The 22248-nt window shown below is 60.2% G+C and carries 16 protein-coding genes, 2 tRNA genes and 1 pseudogene; 11 read left to right on the top strand and 8 right to left on the bottom strand.

The annotated features are described in order from the left end of the window. The 11 genes and pseudogenes from BLU25_RS12405 to BLU25_RS23965 all read left to right on the top strand — a co-directional run bounded on the left by BLU25_RS12405 (nt 1) and on the right by BLU25_RS23965 (nt 13147). Nucleotides 1–1422 carry an N-acetylmuramoyl-L-alanine amidase gene (locus tag BLU25_RS12405; protein WP_196884553.1) on the top strand — a complete coding sequence of 474 codons (1422 nt, stop codon included), beginning with the start codon at nt 1–3 and terminating at the stop codon, nt 1420–1422. Between the two features lie 14 nt (nt 1423–1436). Further along, nucleotides 1437–3335 carry a DNA mismatch repair endonuclease MutL gene (mutL, locus tag BLU25_RS12400; RefSeq protein ID WP_162939399.1) on the top strand — a complete coding sequence of 633 codons (1899 nt, stop codon included), beginning with the start codon at nt 1437–1439 and terminating at the stop codon, nt 3333–3335. Continuing rightward, nucleotides 3335–4315: a tRNA (adenosine(37)-N6)-dimethylallyltransferase MiaA gene (gene miaA, locus BLU25_RS12395; protein ID WP_016783303.1), complete on the top strand. Its 981-nt coding sequence runs from the start codon at nt 3335–3337 to the stop codon at nt 4313–4315. Before mutL ends, miaA begins: the two co-directional genes overlap by 1 nt. 91 nt (nt 4316–4406) lie before the next feature. Beyond that, nucleotides 4407–4667 (top strand): RNA chaperone Hfq, encoded by a 261-nt coding sequence (gene hfq, locus BLU25_RS12390; protein ID WP_016783304.1) that lies wholly within the window; start codon nt 4407–4409, stop codon nt 4665–4667. A 14-nt stretch (nt 4668–4681) separates the two neighbouring features. Continuing rightward, nucleotides 4682–5983, top strand: coding sequence for a ribosome rescue GTPase HflX (gene hflX / locus BLU25_RS12385; protein ID WP_029611707.1), 1302 nt, complete (start codon nt 4682–4684; stop codon nt 5981–5983). 96 nt (nt 5984–6079) lie between these two features. Further along, nucleotides 6080–7261, top strand: a complete 1182-nt coding sequence (hflK, locus tag BLU25_RS12380; RefSeq protein WP_083369658.1) for an FtsH protease activity modulator HflK — start codon at nt 6080–6082, stop codon at nt 7259–7261. Continuing rightward, entirely contained in the window at nt 7261–8139 is an 879-nt protein-coding gene (gene hflC / locus BLU25_RS12375; RefSeq protein ID WP_016783307.1) for a protease modulator HflC, read from the top strand. Before hflK ends, hflC begins: the two co-directional genes overlap by 1 nt. 407 nt (nt 8140–8546) lie before the next feature. Then, nucleotides 8547–9734 carry an ATP phosphoribosyltransferase regulatory subunit gene (locus BLU25_RS12370; protein WP_016783308.1) on the top strand — a complete coding sequence of 396 codons (1188 nt, stop codon included), beginning with the start codon at nt 8547–8549 and terminating at the stop codon, nt 9732–9734. A 54-nt stretch (nt 9735–9788) separates the two neighbouring features. Continuing rightward, on the top strand, nt 9789–11078 hold the full coding sequence (locus BLU25_RS12365; protein WP_016783309.1) for an adenylosuccinate synthase: 1290 nt from the start codon (nt 9789–9791) through the stop codon (nt 11076–11078). A gap of 470 nt (nt 11079–11548) precedes the next feature. Next, nucleotides 11549–12241, top strand: a pseudogene (locus tag BLU25_RS23970) (methyl-accepting chemotaxis protein); the annotation flags it as partial. A 21-nt stretch (nt 12242–12262) separates the two neighbouring features. Beyond that, entirely contained in the window at nt 12263–13147 is an 885-nt protein-coding gene (locus BLU25_RS23965; protein WP_414860513.1) for a methyl-accepting chemotaxis protein, read from the top strand. A 120-nt stretch (nt 13148–13267) separates the two neighbouring features. On the opposite strand, the gene BLU25_RS12355 is transcribed toward BLU25_RS23965, so the two are convergent. From BLU25_RS12355 to BLU25_RS12320, 8 genes are all read right to left on the bottom strand, one after another. After that, nucleotides 13268–14821 carry an ABC transporter permease gene (locus BLU25_RS12355; protein WP_016783310.1) on the bottom strand — a complete coding sequence of 518 codons (1554 nt, stop codon included), beginning with the start codon at nt 14819–14821 and terminating at the stop codon, nt 13268–13270. Continuing rightward, nucleotides 14821–15846, bottom strand: a complete 1026-nt coding sequence (locus BLU25_RS12350) for an iron ABC transporter substrate-binding protein (protein WP_016783311.1) — start codon at nt 15844–15846, stop codon at nt 14821–14823. Before BLU25_RS12350 ends, BLU25_RS12355 begins: the two co-directional genes overlap by 1 nt. 233 nt (nt 15847–16079) lie before the next feature. Beyond that, complete coding sequence (locus BLU25_RS12345) at nt 16080–17177, bottom strand: cytochrome-c peroxidase (RefSeq protein WP_016783312.1); 1098 nt, start codon at nt 17175–17177, stop codon at nt 16080–16082. Next, the gene (locus tag BLU25_RS12340; RefSeq protein WP_228795884.1) at nt 17174–19945 is read right to left on the bottom strand and encodes a TonB-dependent receptor; all 2772 of its coding nucleotides are present in this window, start codon (nt 19943–19945) and stop codon (nt 17174–17176) included. Before BLU25_RS12340 ends, BLU25_RS12345 begins: the two co-directional genes overlap by 4 nt. 131 nt (nt 19946–20076) lie before the next feature. Further along, entirely contained in the window at nt 20077–21051 is a 975-nt protein-coding gene (locus tag BLU25_RS12335; RefSeq protein ID WP_016783314.1) for a FecR family protein, read from the bottom strand. Next, nucleotides 21044–21550: a sigma-70 family RNA polymerase sigma factor gene (locus tag BLU25_RS12330; RefSeq protein ID WP_016783315.1), complete on the bottom strand. Its 507-nt coding sequence runs from the start codon at nt 21548–21550 to the stop codon at nt 21044–21046. Before BLU25_RS12330 ends, BLU25_RS12335 begins: the two co-directional genes overlap by 8 nt. 192 nt (nt 21551–21742) lie before the next feature. Then, a tRNA-Leu gene (locus BLU25_RS12325) sits at nt 21743–21829 on the bottom strand. Nucleotides 21830–22004: 175 nt separating this feature from the next. Then, nucleotides 22005–22091: transfer RNA gene (locus BLU25_RS12320), tRNA-Leu, on the bottom strand. Between the last annotated feature and the right edge of the window lie 157 nt (nt 22092–22248).

The raw sequence follows: 22248 nt of genomic DNA, 5'->3' as shown, positions 1-22248 counted from the left end.
ATGGGGTTTGGTATGCGCTTTCGCGCGTTAGTAAGTGTGGTGGGTGTGTTGCTCAGTGTCATGGCTATCAATGCTGTGGCCGCAACCCAGGTCAAGAGCGTGCGTCTGTGGCGGGCGCCGGACAACACACGGCTGGTGTTTGACCTCACCGGCCCGGTGCAGCACAGCGTGTTTACGCTGACCGCACCTGACCGGCTGGTGATTGATATCAATGGCGCGACCCTTGGCGGGCCGCTGAATGTGCAAACGGCCAATACGCCAATCACCAGCATGCGCTCGGCGCAGCGTACCCCCACAGACTTGCGCGTGGTGATCGACCTGAAAAAGGCCGTCACCCCGAAAAGCTTCGTGCTGGCGCCCAATGCCCAGTACGGCAACCGCCTGGTGGTCGACCTCTATGACCAGGGCGCCGATCTGGCGCCAAGCCTGCCGGCCACCAATGTGGCAACGGTGCCAGTGGTGCCGGTGACACCTGCCCAGCCTGACGTGAAACTGCCACCGATCCCGAGTGGCAAGCGCAGCGTGGTGGTGGTAATCGATGCCGGCCACGGCGGTGAAGACCCGGGTGCTTCAGGCTCTGCAGGCCAGCGTGAAAAAGACGTGGTATTGGCCATTGCCAAGGAACTGCAACGCCAGATCAACGGCATGAAAGGCTTCAGGGCCGAGCTGACGCGTACCGGCGACTACTTTATCCCGCTGCGTGGCCGTACCGAAATCGCCCGCAAGAAGGGCGCCGACCTGTTTGTATCGATCCACGCTGACGCGGCACCGTCCAAGGCTGCCTTCGGTGCCTCGGTGTTTGCCCTGTCCGAGCGCGGTGCGACGTCCGAGACGGCGCGCTGGCTGGCCGACAGTGAAAACCGTTCCGACCTGATCGGTGGTGCCGGCAACGTCAGCCTCGATGACAAGGACCGCATGCTGGCGGGCGTGTTGCTCGACCTGTCGATGACCGCGTCGCTGACTTCCAGCCTCAATGTCGGGCAAAAAGTACTGAGCAACATCGGCCGGGTCACCCCGCTGCACAAGCAACGTGTGGAGCAGGCCGGGTTTATGGTGCTCAAGTCGCCAGATATTCCGTCGATCCTCGTCGAAACCGGGTTTATCTCGAACTCCAACGAAGCGTCCAAACTGGCCTCGAGCAGCCACCAGCAAGCGCTGGCCCGCTCGATCAGCAGCGGCGTGCGTCAGTTCTTCCAGCAAAATCCACCGCCGGGCACTTATATCGCCTGGTTGCGTGACACCGGCAAGATTGCCCAGGGCGCCCGTGAGCACACGGTTCGCCCCGGCGAAACCCTGGCGATGATTGCCGTGCGCTATCAAGTGGGCGTGGCGGCGCTGCGGGCGAACAACAGCCTGAAAAGCGATGAGCTGAAAATCGGGCAAAACCTGAATATCCCGGCTACTGCCCTGGCGGCTCAATAATGAGTGACGATGTATTGAGTAGCAGTGCGCGGATCGAACTGCTCAGCCCGCGCCTGGCCAACCAGATTGCGGCAGGTGAGGTGGTTGAGCGCCCGGCGTCGGTGATCAAGGAACTGCTGGAAAACAGCCTCGACTCGGGTGCCAAGCGCATTGATGTGGACGTAGAGCAGGCCGGGATCAAGCTGCTGCGGGTGCGCGACGACGGCAGCGGGATTTCCAGCGACGACTTGCCGCTGGCCCTGGCGCGTCACGCCACCAGCAAGATTCGTGACCTTGAAGACCTTGAGCGGGTGATGAGCCTGGGCTTTCGCGGTGAGGCACTGGCTTCCATCAGCTCCGTGGCCCGCCTGACCCTGACGTCGCGCACCCGTGGCGCCGACCAGGCCTGGCAGGTTGAAACCGAAGGCCGCGACATGGCCCCGCGGGTGCAACCGGCGGCCCACCCGGTGGGTACCTCGGTTGAAGTGCGCGACCTGTTTTTCAACACCCCGGCGCGGCGCAAGTTTCTCAAGACCGAAAAAACCGAGTTCGATCACCTGCAGGAAGTGATCAAGCGCCTGGCGCTGGCTCGCTTTGATGTAGCGTTCAATCTGCGCCACAACGGCAAATCCATTCTCAATCTGCACGAAGCCCGCGACGACACTGCCCGGGCCCGGCGTGTGGCGGCGGTGTGCGGTTCGGCGTTCCTGGAACAGGCAATGCCCATCGAGGTCGAGCGTAATGGCTTGCACCTTTGGGGCTGGGTCGGGTTGCCGACCTTCTCGCGCAGCCAGGCTGACCTGCAGTACTTCTATGTAAATGGCCGCGCAGTACGCGACAAACTGGTGGCTCATGCGGTGCGCCAAGCCTATCGCGATGTGCTGTTCAATGGCCGGCATCCGACCTTTGTGCTGTTTTTTGAAGTGGACCCCTCGGTGGTCGACGTCAACGTGCACCCGACCAAACACGAAGTGCGCTTCCGTGACGGGCGCATGGTGCATGACTTCCTCTATGGCACCTTGCACCGTGCCCTGGGTGACGTTCGCCCGGAAGATCAACTGGCCGCCCCTGCGCCGGTACCCGGGGCCGAGCGCCCGACGGGGCTGGATGCCGGTGAATTCGGCCCGCAGGGTGAAATGCGTCTGGCGGCCAATGTGCTGGAGCAACCGCAATCTGCGCCGACGCCTCATGTGGCCGGTTCGGGCGCTGGTGCAGGCTATCAGTATCAATACCGCCCGCAGTCTTCCGCACCGGCAGTGCCCGCCGAAGAAGCGCGCAACGCCTATCGTGAATTTTTTGCTCCGTTGCCCGAAGCCAACGCTGCACCGTTGCCGGACGGGCAGGGTGATATCCCGCCGTTGGGCTTCGCCCTGGCGCAACTCAAGGGCATTTATATCCTCGCGGAAAACGCCCAGGGGCTGGTGCTGGTGGACATGCACGCGGCCCATGAGCGGATCATGTACGAGCGCCTGAAAATCGCCATGGCCAGCGAAGGCCTGAGCGGCCAGCCGCTGTTGGTGCCGGAGTCGATTGCGGTCAGCCAGCGTGAAGCCGATTGCGCCGAAGAACACGCCGAATGGTTCCAGCGCCTGGGCTTTGAACTGCAACGCCTTGGTCCGGAAACCCTGGCCATCCGCCAGATCCCGGCCTTGCTCAAGCAGGCTGAAGCGCAGCGCCTGGTGCATGACGTGCTGGCTGATTTGATGGAATACGGCACCAGTGACCGGATTCAGGCGCACCTCAACGAGCTGCTCGGCACCATGGCCTGCCACGGGGCGATCCGGGCCAATCGCCGCTTGGCGATCCCGGAAATGAACGGCCTGTTGCGTGACATGGAAAACACCGAGCGCAGTGGTCAGTGCAATCATGGTCGTCCCACCTGGACCCAAATGGGCCTGGACGACTTGGACAAACTCTTTTTGCGCGGTCGCTGATGACAGGTTCCAACGCTCTACCCCCGGCCATTTTCCTGATGGGGCCGACTGCTGCCGGCAAGACCGACCTGGCCATCGAGCTGAGCAAGGTGCTGCCGTGCGAGCTGATCAGTGTCGATTCGGCGCTGGTCTATCGCGGCATGGACATCGGTACTGCCAAGCCGTCGAAAGACATCCTGGCGGCTCACCCGCACCAGTTGATCGATATTCTCGACCCCGCCGAGAGCTATTCGGCGGCGGATTTTCGCCGTGATGCCCTCAAGGCGATGGCCGAGATCACCGCGCGGGGCAATATCCCGCTGCTGGTAGGTGGCACCATGCTTTATTACAAGGCGCTCATCGACGGCCTTGCCGACATGCCGCCTGCCGATCCCCAGGTGCGTGCCGAGCTTGAAGAAGAGGCGCAACGCCTTGGCTGGCAAGCCTTGCATGACCAGTTGGCGGCCATCGACCCGGAGTCTGCGGCACGCATTCACCCCAATGATCCGCAGCGTCTGACCCGGGCGCTGGAGGTTTATAGGGTCAGCGGCATGAGCGTGACGGCCCATCGGCAAAAACAATCTGAACAAACGACTAAAGCAGCGGCTTCTGGCTACAGCCAATTGCCCTATACTGTCGCGCATCTGGCCATCGCTCCGGCGAACCGTCAGGTGCTGCATGAGCGAATTGCATTAAGATTCGGGCAGATGCTGGAACAGGGGTTCATCGACGAGGTCATAAGCCTGCGCAATAGAAGTGACCTGCATGCAGGGCTGCCGTCTATACGTGCTGTGGGTTACCGCCAAGTCTGGGACTACCTCGACGGCAAGCTGACAGCGGCCGAAATGCAGGAGCGCGGCATCATCGCCACGCGCCAGTTGGCCAAGCGTCAGTTCACCTGGTTGCGCAGCTGGAATGATTTGCATTGGCTTGACAGTCTGGACTGCGACAATCTGCCACGAGCCTTGAAATACCTGGAATCGGTCTCCATATTGAGCTGAGTCTTGGCAAATGCCGTCTATCCTATGGATGTGGCGACAGCGGTCATCTAATTTTTGATTCTATTTTTTTATCCTTACAGGAGTGCGGCATATGTCAAAAGGGCATTCGCTACAAGACCCTTACTTGAATACTTTGCGTAAAGAGAAGGTTGGCGTTTCCATCTACCTGGTTAACGGGATCAAGCTGCAGGGGACTATCGAGTCTTTCGACCAGTTCGTGATTCTGTTGAAAAACACCGTCAGCCAAATGGTTTACAAACACGCAATTTCGACAGTCGTACCAGTACGTCCAATTCGTCTGCCTAGCGCAACTGAATCGGATCTGGCAGACGCTGAACCAGGTAACGCCTAAAATAGGAGCATCCTTTGTTCTTTGAGCGCCACGGTGGTGGTGAGCGAGCGATCCTCGTTCATTTGGAAGGACAGGACCCTGAGGCGCGCGAAGATCCGCAGGAGTTCCAGGAGTTAGCTGTGTCGGCTGGCGCCGATACCGTCGCGTTTTTTAACGTGCCGCGTCATCGGCCATCGGCCAAATACCTGATTGGCAGTGGCAAGGTCGAGGAGTTGCGCGACCTGGTCAAGGCCGAGAAGGTCGACATCGTGATTTTCAATCACGTACTCACGCCCAGTCAGGAACGTAACCTCGAACGTGTTTTCGAGTGTCGCGTGCTTGACCGTACCGGGCTGATTCTCGATATCTTCGCTCAACGCGCCCGTACCCATGAGGGCAAGCTGCAGGTCGAACTGGCCCAGCTTGACCATATGAGCACGCGTCTTGTACGCGGCTGGACTCACCTTGAGCGTCAAGGTGGCGGCATTGGCATGCGCGGGCCGGGTGAAACCCAGCTCGAAACCGACCGCCGTCTGTTGCGTGTGCGCATCAGCCAGATCAAATCCCGCCTGAAAAAAGTCCGCAGTCAACGCGAGCAGTCCCGTAGAGGGCGCCAACGCGCCGATATTCCTACAGTGTCGCTGGTGGGCTATACCAACGCCGGTAAATCCACGTTGTTCAACAAGGTCACCGGCTCAGACGTGTTTGCCGCCGACCAGTTGTTCGCCACGCTCGACCCGACCTTGCGCCGCCTCGATCTGGGCGACCTGGGGCCGATCGTGCTGGCCGATACCGTGGGCTTTATTCGTCATCTTCCGCACAAGCTAGTTGAAGCATTCCGGTCTACGCTCGAAGAGTCGAGCAATTCCGATTTGCTACTGCATGTAATCGATGCACACGAACCCGAGCGCATGGCGCAGATCGAGCAGGTGATGGTGGTGCTGGGCGAAATTGGTGCCCAGGACTTGCCGATCCTCGAGGTCTACAACAAAATCGATTTGCTTGAAGGTGTCGAGCCGCAGATCCAGCGTGATGCCGATGGCAAGCCGCAGCGGGTCTGGTTGTCGGCCCGTGATGGTCAAGGGTTGGAGTTGCTTGAGCAGGCCATCGCCGAGTTGCTGGGCAATGATTTGTTCGTGGGCACCTTGCGCTTGCCGCAACGTTTTGCTCGACTGCGTGCACAGTTCTTCGAACTGGGGGTTGTGCAAAAAGAAGAGCATGACGATGAGGGCTCCAGTCTGCTGGACGTACGCCTGCCGCGATCCGAGCTCAATCGCTTGGTCAGCCGCGAAGGGATGCAGCCGCTGGAATTCATCGAAGAACACACTTTGCAATAAAAGCCTCGCAAAGCGGCCGTGCCGCTGTGATAGGCATTCTGTAGCATTGGTCGGCGCGCCGTGGGCGCGTCTTTGCTTTATCAGATGGAGAGCGCTATGGCTTGGAATGAGCCGGGTGGCAACTCGAACAATCAAGATCCTTGGGGTGGCAAACGCCCTAAAAATGGCGACCGCAAGGGACCACCAGATCTCGACGAGGCCTTCCGAAAGCTGCAGGAAAGCCTGAATGGGTTGTTCGGTGGTGGGAAAAAACGTACTGGCGGCAGCGGCAGTGATGGTGGTTCGAATGGCAAGGGCGCCGGCTACGGCCTGCTCGGCATCGGCCTCGTCGTGCTGGCGGCTGCCTGGCTGTACAGCGCCGTGTATGTAGTCGATGAGCAGGAGCAAGCCGTGGTGCTGCGCCTGGGCAAGTACTACGACACCGTTGGGCCGGGCCTGAATATCTACTTCCCGCCGTTCGACAAAAAGTACATGGAGAACGTGACGCGTGAGCGTGCGTACACCAAGCAGGGTCAAATGCTGACTGAAGACGAAAACATCGTCGAAGTGCCGCTGACCGTGCAGTACAAGATCAGCAACCTGCGCGACTTCGTGTTGAACGTTGATCAACCGGAAGTCAGCTTGCAGCAGGCGACCGACAGTGCCTTGCGCCACGTCGTGGGTTCCACGTCGATGGATCAGGTGCTGACCGAAGGCCGTGAGCAGATGGCCGTGGAAATCAAGGAGCGCCTGCAGCGTTTCCTCGATACCTACAAGACCGGTATCACCGTAACCCAGGTCAACGTACAGAACGCCGCTGCGCCGCGTGAAGTACAGGAAGCCTTCGATGACGTGATCCGTGCCCGTGAAGACGAGCAGCGTGCCCGCAACCAGGCCGAAAGCTATGCCAACGGCGTGGTACCGGAAGCACGTGGTCAGGCCCAGCGCATCATCGAAGATGCCAACGGCTACCGTGATGAAGTGGTTTCCCGCGCCAAGGGTGAGGCTGACCGCTTTACCAAACTGGTTGCCGAGTACCGCAAGAATCCTGAAGTCACCCGCGACCGTCTGTACCTGGACACCATGCAGGAAGTCTTCAGCAACACCAGCAAGGTACTCGTGACCGGTAACAAGAACGGCCAGAGCAACCTGCTTTACTTGCCGCTGGACAAAATGATCGAAGGCCGTAATGGCAGCACCCCGGCAACGGGTTCGGCAGCCGCAGCGAGCAACAATGATTCCGGCTCGCACGTCAGCACTGACCTGCCGCCACAACCGCGCACCAGGGAGAGCCGCTGATGAGCAATAAATCGCTGGTCGCCCTTATTGTTGCCGTTGTCGTGGGGATCGTTGCCTGGAACAGCTTCTATATCGTCTCGCAAACAGAGCGTGCGGTACTGTTGCGCTTCGGCCGTGTGGTTCAGGCTGACGTTCAGCCGGGCCTGCATGTGAAGATTCCTTACGTCAACCAGGTGCGCAAGTTCGACGCCCGCCTGATGACGCTGGACGCACCGACTCAGCGTTTCCTGACGCTGGAAAAGAAAGCGGTCATGGTTGATGCCTTCGCCAAGTGGCGCGTGAAAGATGCCGAGCGCTTCTACACCGCAACGTCGGGCATGAAACAGATTGCTGACGAACGTCTGTCGCGTCGTCTGGAATCCGGTCTGCGTGACCAGTTCGGCAAGCGCACCCTGCACGAAGTGGTGTCGGGTGAGCGTGATGCGTTGATGGCTGACATCACTGCATCGCTGAACAAAATGGCTGAAAAAGAGCTGGGCATTGAAGTGGTCGACGTTCGCGTCAAGGCCATCGACCTGCCAAAAGAAGTAAACCGCAGCGTTTTCGAACGTATGAGCACCGAGCGTGAGCGTGAAGCACGCGAGCATCGGGCCAAGGGTAACGAACTGGCAGAAGGCATTCGTGCCGACGCCGACCGTCAACGTCGTGTTCTGCTGGCTGAAGCATATCGTCAGTCTGAAGAAGCACGCGGTGATGGCGATGCCCAGGCAGCTTCGATTTACTCCAAGGCTTACGGCCAGGACCAGGAGTTCTACAAGTTCTATCGCAGCCTGCGCGCTTACCGCGAAAGCTTTGCGAACAAGAGCGACGTACTGGTGCTGGATCCAAGCAGCGATTTCTTCCGCTACCTGGAAAAATCCAAGCCTTCGCAGCAGTAAAACCGCTTGAAACCTGTGGGAGCTGGCTTGCCAGCGATGCAGCCAACTCGGTCTGTTTGACCAGCCGAGTCGATGCTATCGCGAGCAAGCCCGCTCCCACACTGTTTTCAGAAGGGTTGGCATGTTCATCACAGACCCTGCTTTCACTCCGCCGGGCGGGCAAATTGCCTCGCGGGGTGATCCTTTTAGAAAACGGGTGTATGATGCGGCAGCCGGGAAATTCCCGGCTTTTTTGCGTCTGCATGTTTGATTGGCTGAATGCTGTTACAGCATCGGCAGAATTTTCGAGGAATGTGCGAGCCTGTCGTTCAGGCTTTTTTGCTGTGCGCGTTCAAGACGCAGCCACGTTCTGCTTTACTCAAGGCTCGCCTGCTGGCTGGCCGCCCGGATCACAGGGGAATGGCGTAATGGCAACGGTAGACCGCTGGCTTTTGCCAGATGGCATCGAAGAAGTACTTCCACCTGAAGCTGCCCGCATTGAAGTGGCGCGCCGTCAGGTGTTGGATCTGTTCCAGAGCTGGGGCTATGAGTTCGTCGTCACCCCGCATATCGAATACCTGGAGTCCCTGCTGACAGGGGCCGGCCAGGACCTCGACTTGCGTACCTTCAAGGTGATTGACCCGCAAACGGGTCGCCAGATGGGCTTTCGTGCCGACATCACGCCGCAAGTGGCGCGCATCGATGCGCATACCCTGCGTCGTGAAGGCCCGAGCCGCCTGTGCTACGCCGGCAGCGTGCTGCATGCTCAGCCGCGTGCACTGTCATCCTCGCGCAGCCCGATCCAGCTGGGTGCCGAGTTGTATGGCGACGCAAGCCCGAGCAGCGATGTTGAAGTGATCAGCCTGATGCTGGCCATGCTGCAACTGGCCGATGTGCCGGATGTGCACATGGACCTGGGGCATGTTGGTATTTACCGTGGTCTGGCCCGTGCGGCCAACCTGTCGGTTGAAGTGGAACAACAATTGTTCGACGCCCTGCAACGCAAGGCGATCGACGAAGTAACGGCCTTGACCCAAGGCTTGTCGGCCGATTTGGCGGACATGCTGCAGGCATTGGTTGGTTTGTGTGGCGGTCACGAGGTTCTGGCTGCTGCGCGCGAGCGTCTGGCCAAGGCTCCGGCTCAAGTGCTGGCGGCGCTGGACGACCTGGTGGCGATTGCCGAAGGGTTGTCTGTGCGTTTCCCGCAGTTGCCGTTGTACTTTGACCTGGGCGAGTTGCGTGGGTATCACTACCACACAGGTGTAGTGTTTGCGGTATTTGTACCGGGCGTTGGGGACTCCATCGCCCAAGGCGGTCGTTATGACGACATTGGTGCTGTTTTCGGGCGTGCCCGGCCGGCAACCGGCTTTTCGACCGATTTGAAAACCCTGGTGACCCTGGGGCGTGCGGAAGTCGAGTTGCCGTCGGGTGGTATCTGGATGCCAGACAGCACTGATGCGGCACTCTGGCAGCAGGTTTGCCAGCTTCGCAGTGAAGGTCAGCGTGTGGTTCAGGCGTTGCCTGGGCAACAGCAGGCTGGTGCCCTGGAGGCAGACTGCGACCGCCAATTGATTCAGCAGAACGGCTTGTGGCAAGTAGTGCCACTGGTTTCTTGAGTTTTCCTGCCGGCGGCTGCCGGCACCAAGTTTGCGCGAATGAGGACAAGTGTTATGGGTAAGAATGTCGTAGTCCTGGGCACCCAATGGGGTGATGAGGGCAAAGGCAAGATCGTTGATCTGCTGACCGAACATGCTGCCGCTGTAGTGCGTTACCAAGGTGGCCACAACGCTGGCCACACGCTGGTAATCGACGGCGAAAAAACCGTATTGCACCTGATTCCGTCGGGCGTGTTGCGCGAAGGCGTGCAATGCCTGATCGGCAACGGTGTCGTGGTTGCTCCCGACGCCCTGCTGCGTGAAATCATCAAGCTGGAAGAGAAAGGCGTACCGGTGCGCGAGCGCCTGCGTATCAGCCCGTCCTGCCCGCTGATCCTGTCGTTCCACGTTGCCCTGGATCAGGCGCGTGAAAAAGCCCGTGGCGAGCTGAAGATCGGTACGACCGGTCGCGGCATCGGCCCGGCTTACGAAGACAAGGTTGCCCGTCGTGGCCTGCGTGTTGGCGACCTGCTGAACATGCCGCGCTTTGAAGCCAAACTGCGTGAATTGGTGGATTACCACAACTTCATGCTGGTCGGTTACTACAAAGAGCCAGCCATCGACTTCGACAAGACCCTGGCCGAGTGCAAGGAATACGCCGAGCTGCTCAAGCCGCTGATGCTGGACGTGACTGCCGAGCTGCACGACCTGCGTCGCGCTGGCAAGGACATCATGTTCGAAGGCGCCCAGGGCTCGTTGCTGGACATCGACCACGGTACCTACCCGTACGTGACCAGCTCCAACACTACGGCTGGCGGCGTTGCTACCGGTTCGGGCGTTGGTCCTATGTTCCTGGACTACATCCTGGGCATCACCAAGGCCTACACCACTCGCGTAGGTTCGGGTCCGTTCCCGACTGAGCTGTTCGACGACGTCGGCGCTCACCTGGCCAAGCAAGGTCACGAGTTCGGTGCTACCACCGGCCGTGCCCGTCGTTGCGGCTGGTTCGACGCCGTTATCCTGCGTCGCGCTATCGATGTGAACAGCATCTCGGGCATCTGCCTGACCAAGCTGGACGTACTCGACGGCCTGGAAACCATCAACATCTGCGTAGGCTACAAAGACGCAAACGGTGTTGACGTTGCTCCGACCGACGCTGACAGCTATGTAGGCCTGCAGCCTGTGTACGAAGAAGTGCCGGGCTGGACTGAATCGACCGTGGGTGCCAAAACCCTGGAAGAGCTGCCAGCCAACGCTCGCGCTTACATTACGCGCGTAGAAGAGCTGATCGGTGCACCGATCGACATCATTTCGACTGGCCCGGACCGCAACGAGACCATCGTTCTGCGTCACCCGTTCGCTTAAGTCGCTGTTGATGTAAAGCAAAAGGCCCTTCGGGGCCTTTTGTCGTTTCTGGCTGCGCAGCGGCACGGCCCTTGCTGTGAAAACCGTCAATAAGCGTGCTATCAAAATAATGGCACCTAAGTGGAGGGTTTTCCGTGTCTGCCGTTCTCTCACTGTTACAAAGCCGTCTGCTGCGGCCTGTATTCGTTACTCTAGGTATCGCTCTTTTGGTGCAGGTGCTGGTGGCGGTTGCACTGACACGGAGCACGGTGACGGCGTTGGAGTCTGATCTGGATGCGCGTCTGGGGGCCGACAGCCAAAAGCTCACGGCGCAGCTAGAACAGGCTGGGCGTGACGTTAAAAGCAGCCTTGAATCGTTGTCTGCCAGTACGCGCCAGCGTCTCACTGCGGGCCTGGAACCGCGGTTGAAAGACGAGCAAGTGCAGCTCAAGCACGCGCTGGAGAAAAACCTGCAGGATTCGGCCAATGATATGGCGCAACTGCTGGCCGCTGTGGCTCCGCGGGCTATCTGGGACAATGATGTGCCCACGCTGTCCGATTTCGCCCGTCGCGCTCAGCGTAATCCCAATGTGTTGTTTGTGGTGTATGACGATGCCACGGGGCAACATCTGACCCGCTATCTCAATCGTGACAACCCGATCAACCAGGCCCTTTTGGCCAAGGGCAATGGCGAGCGGGCGCTGGATAAAGTCCTCGATGCGGCCCGTCATGATCCGTCGGTGTACTACCTCGAAGCCTCTATCAACCCCAATGGGGTCGAGATCGGCAAAGTGTTGATGGGGGTTTCCACGGCTTCGGTTGAACAGGACCTGGCGGCCCTCGATCAGCGTTTCTCGGCCTTGATAGCCAACAGCGGGCAACTGGTCGGTGAAAGCCTGCAAGGCGCTGCGAGCGACAGCTCGGCGGCATTGGGCGCGCGGCTGGAGTCGGCACAGGCAGCCGCTGCGCAGATGCAGGCCAATACCGCGCAAACCGTGCGCGAGGCGGCAGACACCTTGCGCTGGCGCATAGGCATGGGGCTGGCGATTGTCGGCCTGGGCGTGTTGCTGTTGCTGGCCATGGTGCTGGGGCGACGGGTGGTGAACAAGTTGCTGTTGCTGATTGCTGCCCTGGATGATCTGGCCGCCGGCGAGGGCGATTTGACCAAGCGCGTGGGCCTTAACAGCAAGGATGAGATCGGTGACATGGCGGCGGCGGTCAATCGTTTTGTCGACAAGTTGCAGCCCATCGTGCGTGAGGCGGGGGATGTGGCCCAGCGTACTGGCGTGGAGATCGGCGTGATGACCCTGCGCAATGCCGGGGCTGATGCTGCCGCGCAATTGCAGCGTGATGAAGTTGCCCAGAGCCTGCATGCACTGTCGACGATGGCGGATGATGCCCAGTCGGAAAGCCAGGCGATGCAGGCGGCGCTCAGGCAGGTGGTCGATATCCGCCAGGCCACCGATGAGAACACCCGTACCTCGGCCAAGGTCGGGGGGCTGATCGAGGCGCTGGCCGGGCAGGTGGGCGAGGGGGCCAAGGTGATCGAGCGCCTGGCGCAGCAAAGCGAACAGATCGAAGTGGTCCTGACGGTGATTCACGGCATCGCCGAGCAAACCAATCTGCTGGCACTGAACGCGGCGATTGAGGCCGCGCGCGCGGGCGAGACGGGGCGCGGTTTTGCCGTGGTGGCTGATGAGGTGCGGGCACTGGCCAGCAAAACCCAAAGCTCCACCGGTGATATTCAGGCGCATATCGTGGCGTTGCAGCAGGGGGCCAAGGAAGCTGTGGCGGCCATTGGCCTGGCGGGGCGTCAGGCCGACGAGGGGCTGGCAGTGCTGCGCGGCAGCGTCCAGTTGCAGAAGACTGTGCAGGCATCGGTCGAGCAGGTGCATAGCGCGATTGGTGATGCGACCAGGGCCGCCGAGCATCAGGCCCAGGGGGCTTATGCGGTGCGTGGGCGGGTGGAAGTGATCCATGCCCAGGCCGAACGTGCGGCCGAGGCGGTGACCCAGACCACGGCCAGCGGCAAGGTGCTGGACGGGTTGGCGGCGCAGCTCAAGGCGAGTCTGGGGCAGTTCCGGGCGTAAAGAAGCGGGGCTGCCCCTGTGGGAGCGGGCTTGCTCGCGATGCGGGCAACGCGGTTCATCTGCATGACCGCGTCGATGCCATCGCAGGCAAGCCAGCTCCCACAAGGGAAGGCCTGGGGCTCAACGGCTCAGATACATCCTGGTGGTGAGCAAGTACACCGGCAGCCCCGACACCAGAATCAGCAACGCCGCATAAGGCGCCGCTGCTGCAAACTCGATATTCGAAGTGTGCGACCAAACCTGCGTCGCCAAGGTGTTAAGCCCGGTGGGGCTGAGCAGCAAGGTGGCGGTCAGTTCTTTCATCGCATCCAGAAACACCAGGGCAAATGCCGCCCCCAACGCCGGAAAGATGATCGGCAGCGTCACCCGGCAAAAGGCCGAGAACGAGGTGGCGCCCAGGGTCCGCGCCGCTTCTTCCAGTTGTGGAGCAGCCTTGTTCAGTGCGGTGCGGATGGGCGCCTGCGCCAGTGGCAAAAACAGCAGCGCATAAGCAATCAGCAACAGCGCGGACGTCTGGTACAGCGCTGGCACGAAGTGCAGGGCGAAATACACCAGCGCCAGGGCAATTACCAGCCCCGGCAGGGCGTGCAGCAGGTACGGCAAGCGCTCCGCCCAGATGGCCAGCGGGCCTTTGTAGCGCACCACCAGCAATCCGACCGGCACCGCCAGCACCAGGCACAGCGCTGCACCGCCCAGCGCCAGTGACAGAGACGAGAACAGAGCTTCGCCAATCTCGGCCAGCGGGAAGGCTGCCGAGCTGCCCTTGATCAGCCAGTACACCAGCATGCCCAGCGGGATGCCGCTGCCAATCACGGCCAGCGCCAGGCAATACAACTGCCCTGCTACCGACCACTTGCCCAGTCGCACTTGTTCGGCGTGGCGCGCAGCACCCTGGCCAATACGAATATGCCGGCCTTTGCCGCGTACCTTGAGTTCCAGCCACAACAGGCTCAGGCACATCACCAGCAGCACCGCAGACAGCATTGCCGCATTGGCATTGCTGAACTCCAGCTCGAACTGTTGGTAAATGGCCGTGGTGAAGGTTTGCAGGCCGATGATCGATAGCGCCCCGAACTCCACCAGCATATGCAGGGCGATCAGCAGCGAACCGGCCAGCAGCGAAGGCCAGAGCAGTGGCAGGGTGATGTTGAAAAACACCCCCCAGCGGTTCTGCCCCAGCGTGCGGGCGGACTCTTCCAGGGCCGGGTCGAGGTTGCGCAGGGTGGCGGCAACCGGCAAAAAAATCAGCGGGTATTTGGACAGGCTCATCACCAGGATCGCCCCGCCCAGGCCTTCAAAGCTGGCGCTGAGCGAGACCCAGGTAAAGCTGCTGACAAACGCCGGCACGGCAAATGGCAGGCACAGGATCACCCCCCACAGGCGCCGTCCTGGCAGGTTGCTGCGTTCCAGCAGCCAGGCCAGGCTCAGCCCCACCAGGGCGCAGGTCACGGTAACACCGACCATCAGCAACAGGGTGTTGCGCATCAGGCCAAAGACATAGGGCCGCCACAACAGGTGCAGCGCTTCAGACCACCCGGCCTGCCAGGCCTTGGTGCCGACATACAGCAGCGGCAGCAGGCTCAGGCCCACCAGTAGCAGAACGGGCAGCAGCAGCCAGATCGACGGCTTTTTGCGGGTGGGGGTAAAGCGTGCAGGTTGAGCGGCTGACAGCATCAGAGCAGGCCTACATCACGTTCAAGGTCCAGCGCTTCTTCGGCGTTGCCCAGGTCAGCCGGGGTCACTTTAGGCGGTTGCAGTTCTTCAAATGGCTTCAGGCCACGTTCCGACACCATGCCTTTGCGCATCGGGTATTCAGCCGTGGTGTTGGTAATCACGCGCTGGCCTTCTTCACTGGCCATGTAGGCCAGCAGTTGCTGGGCTTCCTTGGGGTGCTTGCTGGCCTTGATCACGCCGGCGCTGGATACGGTAATCAAACCGCCCGCATCGCCATCGGTGAAGTAATGCAGTTTGGAGTCCAGCTGGCCTTTTTCACGCTGCAGGGCAAACCAGTAGTAGTTGTTGACCAGTACGGCGGCCACTTCACCGTTTTCTACCGCCTTGAGCGCCACCATGTTGTTGGTGTAGGTCTTGCCGAAGGCGCGCAGGCCGGTCAGCCACTCTTCAGCGGCATCACGCCCGTGCAGCTTGATGATGGCCACGGCCTGTTCCTGGAATGCACCGCTGGTGGGCACAAAACCGATCTTGCCTTGCCATTGCGGGTCGGCGAAATCCAGTACCGACTTGGGCAACTGGTCTTCGCTGATCTTTTTCGGGTTGAAGGCAACAACGCGGGTACGCGCCGTCACACCGATCCAGGTGCCATTGGCGGCCACGTACTCTTTGGGCAGCGCTTGCAGGGTGCTGTCGTCGGCCTTGGCCAGAAAGCCCTGTTCGCCCAGGCTGTTGAGGGGCGGCGACTCTTCGGCGTAGAACACGTCGGCAGGCGAACGCTCGCCTTCTTCCATGATCTGGCTGGCCAGCTGGTTGCTGCTGCCCTTGCGCACGTTGACGTGGATGCCGGTCTTGGCCTCAAAGGCCTTGGCGAGGTTGTCGCCGACTTCCTTGTGCTGGCCGTTGTACAGGGTCAGCGTTACCGGATCGGCAGCGTAGGCGGTGGGAGCAAGCAGGGTCAGGCCAAGAGTTGCGATGGACAAACTGCGCAGTAGAAATGTCGCAAGCTGGGTATTTCGGAGCATCATTCGCTGGTTTCCTCGCTTGGGTACTACAAAACTTGTAACAATAATAAACGATATCGTTTCTCAAGTGCGCTTGACCCAGCGTCCAATTGCGCAAGTGCGACGAACTGTGATGTTGGCGACCGGCTCTGCTTTTGTGGGAGCGGGCTTGCCTGCGATGGGAGCGCTGCCGTTTTACTGGTAGGTCGCGTCGTCTGCATCGCGAGCAAGCCCGCTCCCACACAGCAAGGTGCTGCCTACAGCGTGTCGAGAAAACTGCGTAGGGCGCGCAGTTCGTCCCTGTCCATGTTCAGCGCCTTGAGCCGGTCGCTGGTGCGCGGGAACAGCGGATCGTCGGTCTGCTGCGCGTTGGGGCGCGGGCGCGGCATGCCCATGTTGTAGAACGCCAGCGTGCCTTCCATGTTGACGAACAGGCCGTTGTGCATCCACGGCGCGGTTTTCATCACCAGGCGTAATGACGGCGTGCGAAATGCCCCCACATCTTCTGGTTTGCGCGTTACTTCGTAGCGCCCGAGGTCTTCGTATTTACGCCCGTAGTAACTCAGGCCGACGTTATGAAACTGCTCGTCGCTCAGCGCCGGGCCGAAGTGGCAGTTCATGCAGCGCGCCTTGGTGCGAAACAGATGCAGGCCGTAGAGCTGCTCATCGCTCATGCGTTGCGGGCGCCCGCGCAGCAGTTGCTCGAAGGCGGTATTGCGCGTGGCGCTGACCAGCGTGCGCTGGAAGGTGGCGAGGGCCTGGGCGGTATGTTCGGTGGTGATCGGGCCGGGGCCGAACACCTGCCCGAACTGCTCGCGGTAGGCCGCGTCGGCATTGAGCCGCTCAAGCAGTTGCGGGATATCGAAGGCCATTTCCACCGGGTCAATGATGGGGTGCATGGCCTGCTGTTCCAGAGTGCCGCCGCGACCATCCCAGAACAGCGCCGGGCTGTAGCCGCTCATCACCAGGCTGGGGGCATTGCGCCGGCCGCTTTGGCGGTCATGGCCGAACGAGACGCGGCGGCCATCGGCAAAGGCCATGTCGGCTTCATGGCACGAGGCGCAGGCAATCTGCCCGGAGCGCGACAGTTTCGGGTCGTTGAACAGTTGTTTGCCCAGCGCCGCCTTGGCCTCGCTGAACGGGTTTTCCGGTGGTGCGGGGGCGTGGGCGGGCAGGGCGGCCATTTCCTGCCATTGCACATCGGCGTCCACCTGGGGGGCTGGCCATTGAGCGACGGGCTGGCGGTATTGTTGGGCGATGCACGTTTTGTAGTCGGCGGCCTGTTCGTCGCAGGCGGCTGCGTTCAAGGTCAGATTGCCCAGGGTCAGGCCGAGTAGGAGCGCGGCGGGCTTCAAAACTTGTACCCCACTTCCAGCATGAACTGGCGGCCGACTTCATAATTGAGTACGCCGTTGGTGTCGGTGGAGCTGACAATGGTCTTGTCCAGCAGGTTGCTGACGTCGAGATTGACGAATACGGCCTGATCCTTGGCGGTGGGCATCTCCCAGGCCACACGGGTGTCCCATGTCAGTGCCCCGGAGAACGGAGTTTCTTCCCAGACATGGACACTGCTGCCTTCGTGCTCGACCGTTTTGTTGGTGGAGGCAATGCGCCGGTAGCCGTCGCGATAACGCAGAAAGTTGGTCCAGGTCAGGTGCAGGGGCTCGACTTCGGTCACGGTGGTCAGGCGCGCGGTCCAGGGGCGGTTGTAGTTGCTGGCGGGCATGTCGGAATACTTCATGAACTTGCCGTCGTACTGGATCGTCGGGTCTTCTACGTAGATAGCGCCGATGCTGGCACTGTAGCTGGACAGACCGGTGTTGTTGATCTTGCTCCAGTCCATCGCAAACTGCGCAGTGGTGCGGGTGCTGCCCAGGTTGAAGGGTTGCAGGGGGGTGATGCTCAGGGTGTAGATATCGGCATCGCTTTTGCCGCCGTTGTAGTAGGTGTAGTAGTTGGCGGCCAGGGTGGAGGTGTCTTCGGAGGGCTCACCGATTTGTGCGCCCCAAGCGCGGCTGATCTGGTCGCGGCCCTTGCGGTTGACGTATTTGACGGCGAACTCGGTGTTCCATTGCACATGGCTCAGGCCCAGGGTCAGTTCGTCATCGTAAGGCACCTTGAGCTGGTTGAACTTGCTGTCGTTGGGGGTGTGCTTGCTCAGCTCCCAGGCGGACGTTTGCGTCTTGCGGGTGTACTCCGTGCTCATCGAGGCAATGCCGTCACGCAGGCGATAGGCGTAAAGGTTGCGTCCGTAGTAACGGTTGGCGCCGGCGGTGAGGCGGGTCTTGCCATCGCCAAACACGTCCAGTTCGGTGGCCAGGCGCGGGGCGAAGGTGACCTGATTCATGTAGTTGTCGCCGTCCACGCGGATGCCGGGCCTGACGGTGAGGCGCTTGTAGTGCATTTCGTCTTGCAGGTACAGCGCCCATGAACGCGTATCGAAGGCAATTTTGCCCTGGGTGACGGTCATCTTGTTCGCATACTGGCCAGGCCAGCCATTGATCGTGGGCGCCATTGAGCACAGTGGGTCATTGCCGGTGCATGACGTGGCCTTGTCCACCGAGTAGCTGCTGTAGGGCGTGCCACGTTCATAGCTGGCCGAGTTCTGCGACAGCTCAAGGCCGGTCTGCAGCGAGTGATCCACCCCCAGCCATTTGAAGCTGTTCCAGTCGGCCTTGAGTTTATAGGCCAGGGTTTTCTGGGTTTCTTCAATATCACCAAAACCGCCTTCGGTGGCGAATGCCGAGGTGCTCCAGTCGCGGCTGGCCGAGGTACGCCACAGGATCATGTAGTCGCGGTCGGAATAGCGTGAGGTGTTCAGCTCGCTCCAGCTCAGGTTCTGCTCTACCCGGGCCAAGGGGGCGTTCCATACCAGGCGCGTACTGATACTGTCGCCACCGGCATCCATATCGCGGCCGGACACCAGTGAGTTGGGGCCGTAAGTGCGGGCGGTTTCCGGTGCGTGGGTCAGGGTGGTATCGAGCTTCCAGTCCTCGTTGATTTGCCAGGTGGCCTTGAGGAAATAGTTGTCGATGCGCCGCGATTGTTCTTCCGTCTCCATTGCCGTTTCGGTCTGGTTGGCTACGGAAAACAGGCGGGTCGGCATGGTGGATTCTTTGCGCGAAAAGGTGCCCAGCAAGCCGAAGTTGTCGGTCAGGTGGCCTTCGAGGGTGGCGCGGGTGATGATTTTTTCGAAGTCGGGCTGGTAGTTGTTGCCAAAGCCGGCCTTGAAGTTTTCCAGGTCCGGGTCGTCTTTGTTCAGGTGATAGCGCGTCCACTCGGAGCGGGTCATTTGTACCGACACCTTGCCGTGCAGTTCCTTGCTGGGATCGCGGGTATTGGCCTCGACTACACCGCCATTGAAGCCGCCAAATTCCACCGGTACGTTGCTGTCGTAGACCTTGATGTTTTCCAGCAGGTCGGTGTCCAGCGCCAGGCCCTGGCTGCGTCCCGGGATCTCATCGAAGTCGTCGTTGCTGTTACCCGGGTCCAGGTCGTTGTTCATGCTCATGCCGTCAACGATAAACAGGTTCTGCCAGGGTCGTGCGCCGTTGATGCTGATATCGGCGGGGGCTATTTCACCCGGGTTTTTGCTGCTCAACTGGCTGTTGTCGAACTGCACATTGGGGTTGGTGCGCAGCAGGCTGGTGATGTCCCCGTTGCCCGAGGGCAGGTTTTCGATCATCTGGTGGTCGATCACCTGTTCGCCTTGAAATACCGGCTCCATGGCGGTGATGGGTGTGCTTTTGATTTGCAGCACATCGCTTTGGGCGGGCGGCAGGATCGAGGCGCTGTCAGTGGAGGTCACTTCCCATTGCATGCCCGTGCCGCGCAACAGGTGGGCCAAGGCTTTTTCGGGGCTGGTGCGGGCATCGACCGGCGAGCTGTTCAGGCCGTTGAGCAAGGTGCTTTCCGCACTGACCTGCCAGCCCGACTGTTGGGAAAACGCAATCAGGGCGCTGGCCAAAGGCTGGGCCGGGATCTGGAAGTGCAGTTGTTGCTGGATTTGCGCGTCAGCCACCTGGCTGGCGCCGATAGCCAGAGTGGGCAGGCCGAGCAGCAGGGCCAGGGATAACGATCGATAACGAGCAACACTGACACAACGCAAACGCGAAGAAGGCATGAGGTGACCTACGAAATGAAACGCCATAGTCACTAATGCGAATCTTTATCAGTGACGTTCGTAGGTAAAGACTCCCGGGCCTTCAGGATTTCCAGAAATAAATGAAAATAGTTTCGCTCCCACAGGGAGGCTCAGGGCTTGGTTGAGACGATCAGGGTGTAGGGCACGCCGTCCTGCAGGCGCCCGCCCAATGGGGCAATGGCAGTTTGCAGTGCGCGCTTGGGGTCGCGCAGGTTCAGGGCGGCGGTGATGCGGCGCTGGCCCAGCGCTTTGTCGGTCAACACGATCAGGCCTGGCTGGTAGCGGCGCAATTGCATGATCACGTCATCGATAGACTGATCGATCGCCACCAGTTGCCAGCGCCGCCACGGCGCGATTTGTTCCAGAGGCAGTTGCACGATGCGGGTCTGCCGCTCGTTTGCGGCGAAATGCAGTTGGTCGCCGTGGCCCAGCAGGTGTGTGGCCGAGGCCGATGCTTGCGGTGTTTGCACGGCAACCGTGCCGCTTTCGACACTGACATCGACACCGTTGTCATCCAGATTGACTGCAAACGCGGTTCCGGTCACCCGAACACGTACGTCGCCGGCGTTCACATAGAAGGCGCGGTTGGTATCGTGAGTCACCGAAAAAAATGCCTGGCCGCGCAATAGCGTGACTTCTCGCTGTTCGGGGTTGAACTGCACATCGGCAAGGGTGTTGCTGTCCAGAAGCATCTGGCTGCCATCGCTCAGTGTGATGGTGCGGTGTTCGGCGGTGGGGCTGCGGTAGTCGGCTTGCATCGCTTGCCAGTCGGGGCCCCACATCAGCAGGGCGCTGGCGGCCACGGCGGCACCAACCAGTGCGCGCTTGCGCCGGCTCAGGCGCGCGGGAGGACGTAAGGCCGTCGGCACTGGCACTGGCTCTTTAGCAACCGGCAGGCTCAAGGCTTCGCCGCTCAAGCTCCAGACCTTGAGCGCCTTGCGATAGGCCGCGTCATGCTCGGGGGCGCTGGCCCGCCAGTGGTTCAGGCGCGCGGCCAGCTCGGGGTCGTGGGGGTTCTCCTGGATCAGCAGCAGCCAGTCCAGTGCAGTTTCCCAGATCGGGTTCGGGGGCGGTTTTTCAGTCATCACTCAGTTGTTCCGCGCAGTAGGTCAGGGCGTCGCGGACCAATTGGTGGGCCAGGCTCACGGATATGCCAAGTTGCGTGCCGATTTGCTGGAACGTCAGGCCTTGCAGGCGATGCAACACAAATGCCTGACGCGTGCGTTCCGGCAAGCGCGACAAAGCATGTTGCAATTTGCGCAGTTCGTCCACATGCAAGGCTTGCTGTTCGGGCGAAGGGGCGTTGGAAATGTGTTCGTCCAATGATTCGCTGTGGGTGGTGTGGCGGTTTTCCAGGGTGGCCCGGCGATTGAGGTCAAAGGCCAGGTTGCGCACGATGCGATAAAGGTAGCCCACCGGCTGCGTCAACGGGATGAGACTGTCCGCGCCCTGGCTGAAACGCAGCCAGGCGTCTTGCACCACATCTTCTGCCTTGGCCCGGCAACCCACGATGGGGGCGGCATAGTCGACCAAAGCGATGCGATGCGTCAGGTAAAGCTGGAGCCTGTCATTGGTGTCGGGCACGGGTATCCAGGAGGATGAGCCAGGGAGCTGAAGTTGACCGGATATTAATGCGGATGAGATGGATTATCAAATACGACCTTTGGGCCGCAGATAAAAGGTATCGGGGAGGGCAGGAAGGAATCCCGGAAACTAAAAAGCCCGCTTTCGCGGGCTTTTTGAGTGGTTATACAGGATGAACCTGTAAACCTGAATTGGTGCCCAGAAGAAGACTCGAACTTCCACGACCTTGCGGTCACCAGCACCTGAAGCTGGCGTGTCTACCAATTTCACCATCTGGGCAGTATCAGCAACGTTGCCGCTGTTGATGTGGCGCATAATACGGATAGCTTTTCGATCTGTAAACCCCTGTTTTAATTTTATTAAATCAGAGGCTTATAAGATCCTGAAATGCAAAAACCCGCTTTCGCGGGTTTTTGTGTGAGGCTGAAGAGTGTACTACTCTGCAATCTCGAATTGGTGCCCAGAAGAAGACTCGAACTTCCACGACCTTGCGATCACCAGCACCTGAAGCTGGCGTGTCTACCAATTTCACCATCTGGGCAGTATCTTCAACGCTGTTGCCGTTGTTGATGGCGCGCATCTTACGGACGAACCTTTGACCTGTAAAGCGTTGTGTTTAAAAATAGTGAAAATATTTCGCGAACGGTTGGTCGACAGCAGCAAAGCGCGTCAGAAAGGACTATTAAGGCCCGGTGAGT

The organism is Pseudomonas fragi (genome assembly GCF_900105835.1).
GTDB lineage: Bacteria > Pseudomonadota > Gammaproteobacteria > Pseudomonadales > Pseudomonadaceae > Aquipseudomonas > Aquipseudomonas fragi.
The sequence above is the reverse complement of the archived record's forward strand: the minus strand, read 5'-3'. Positions and strand labels throughout refer to the sequence as shown.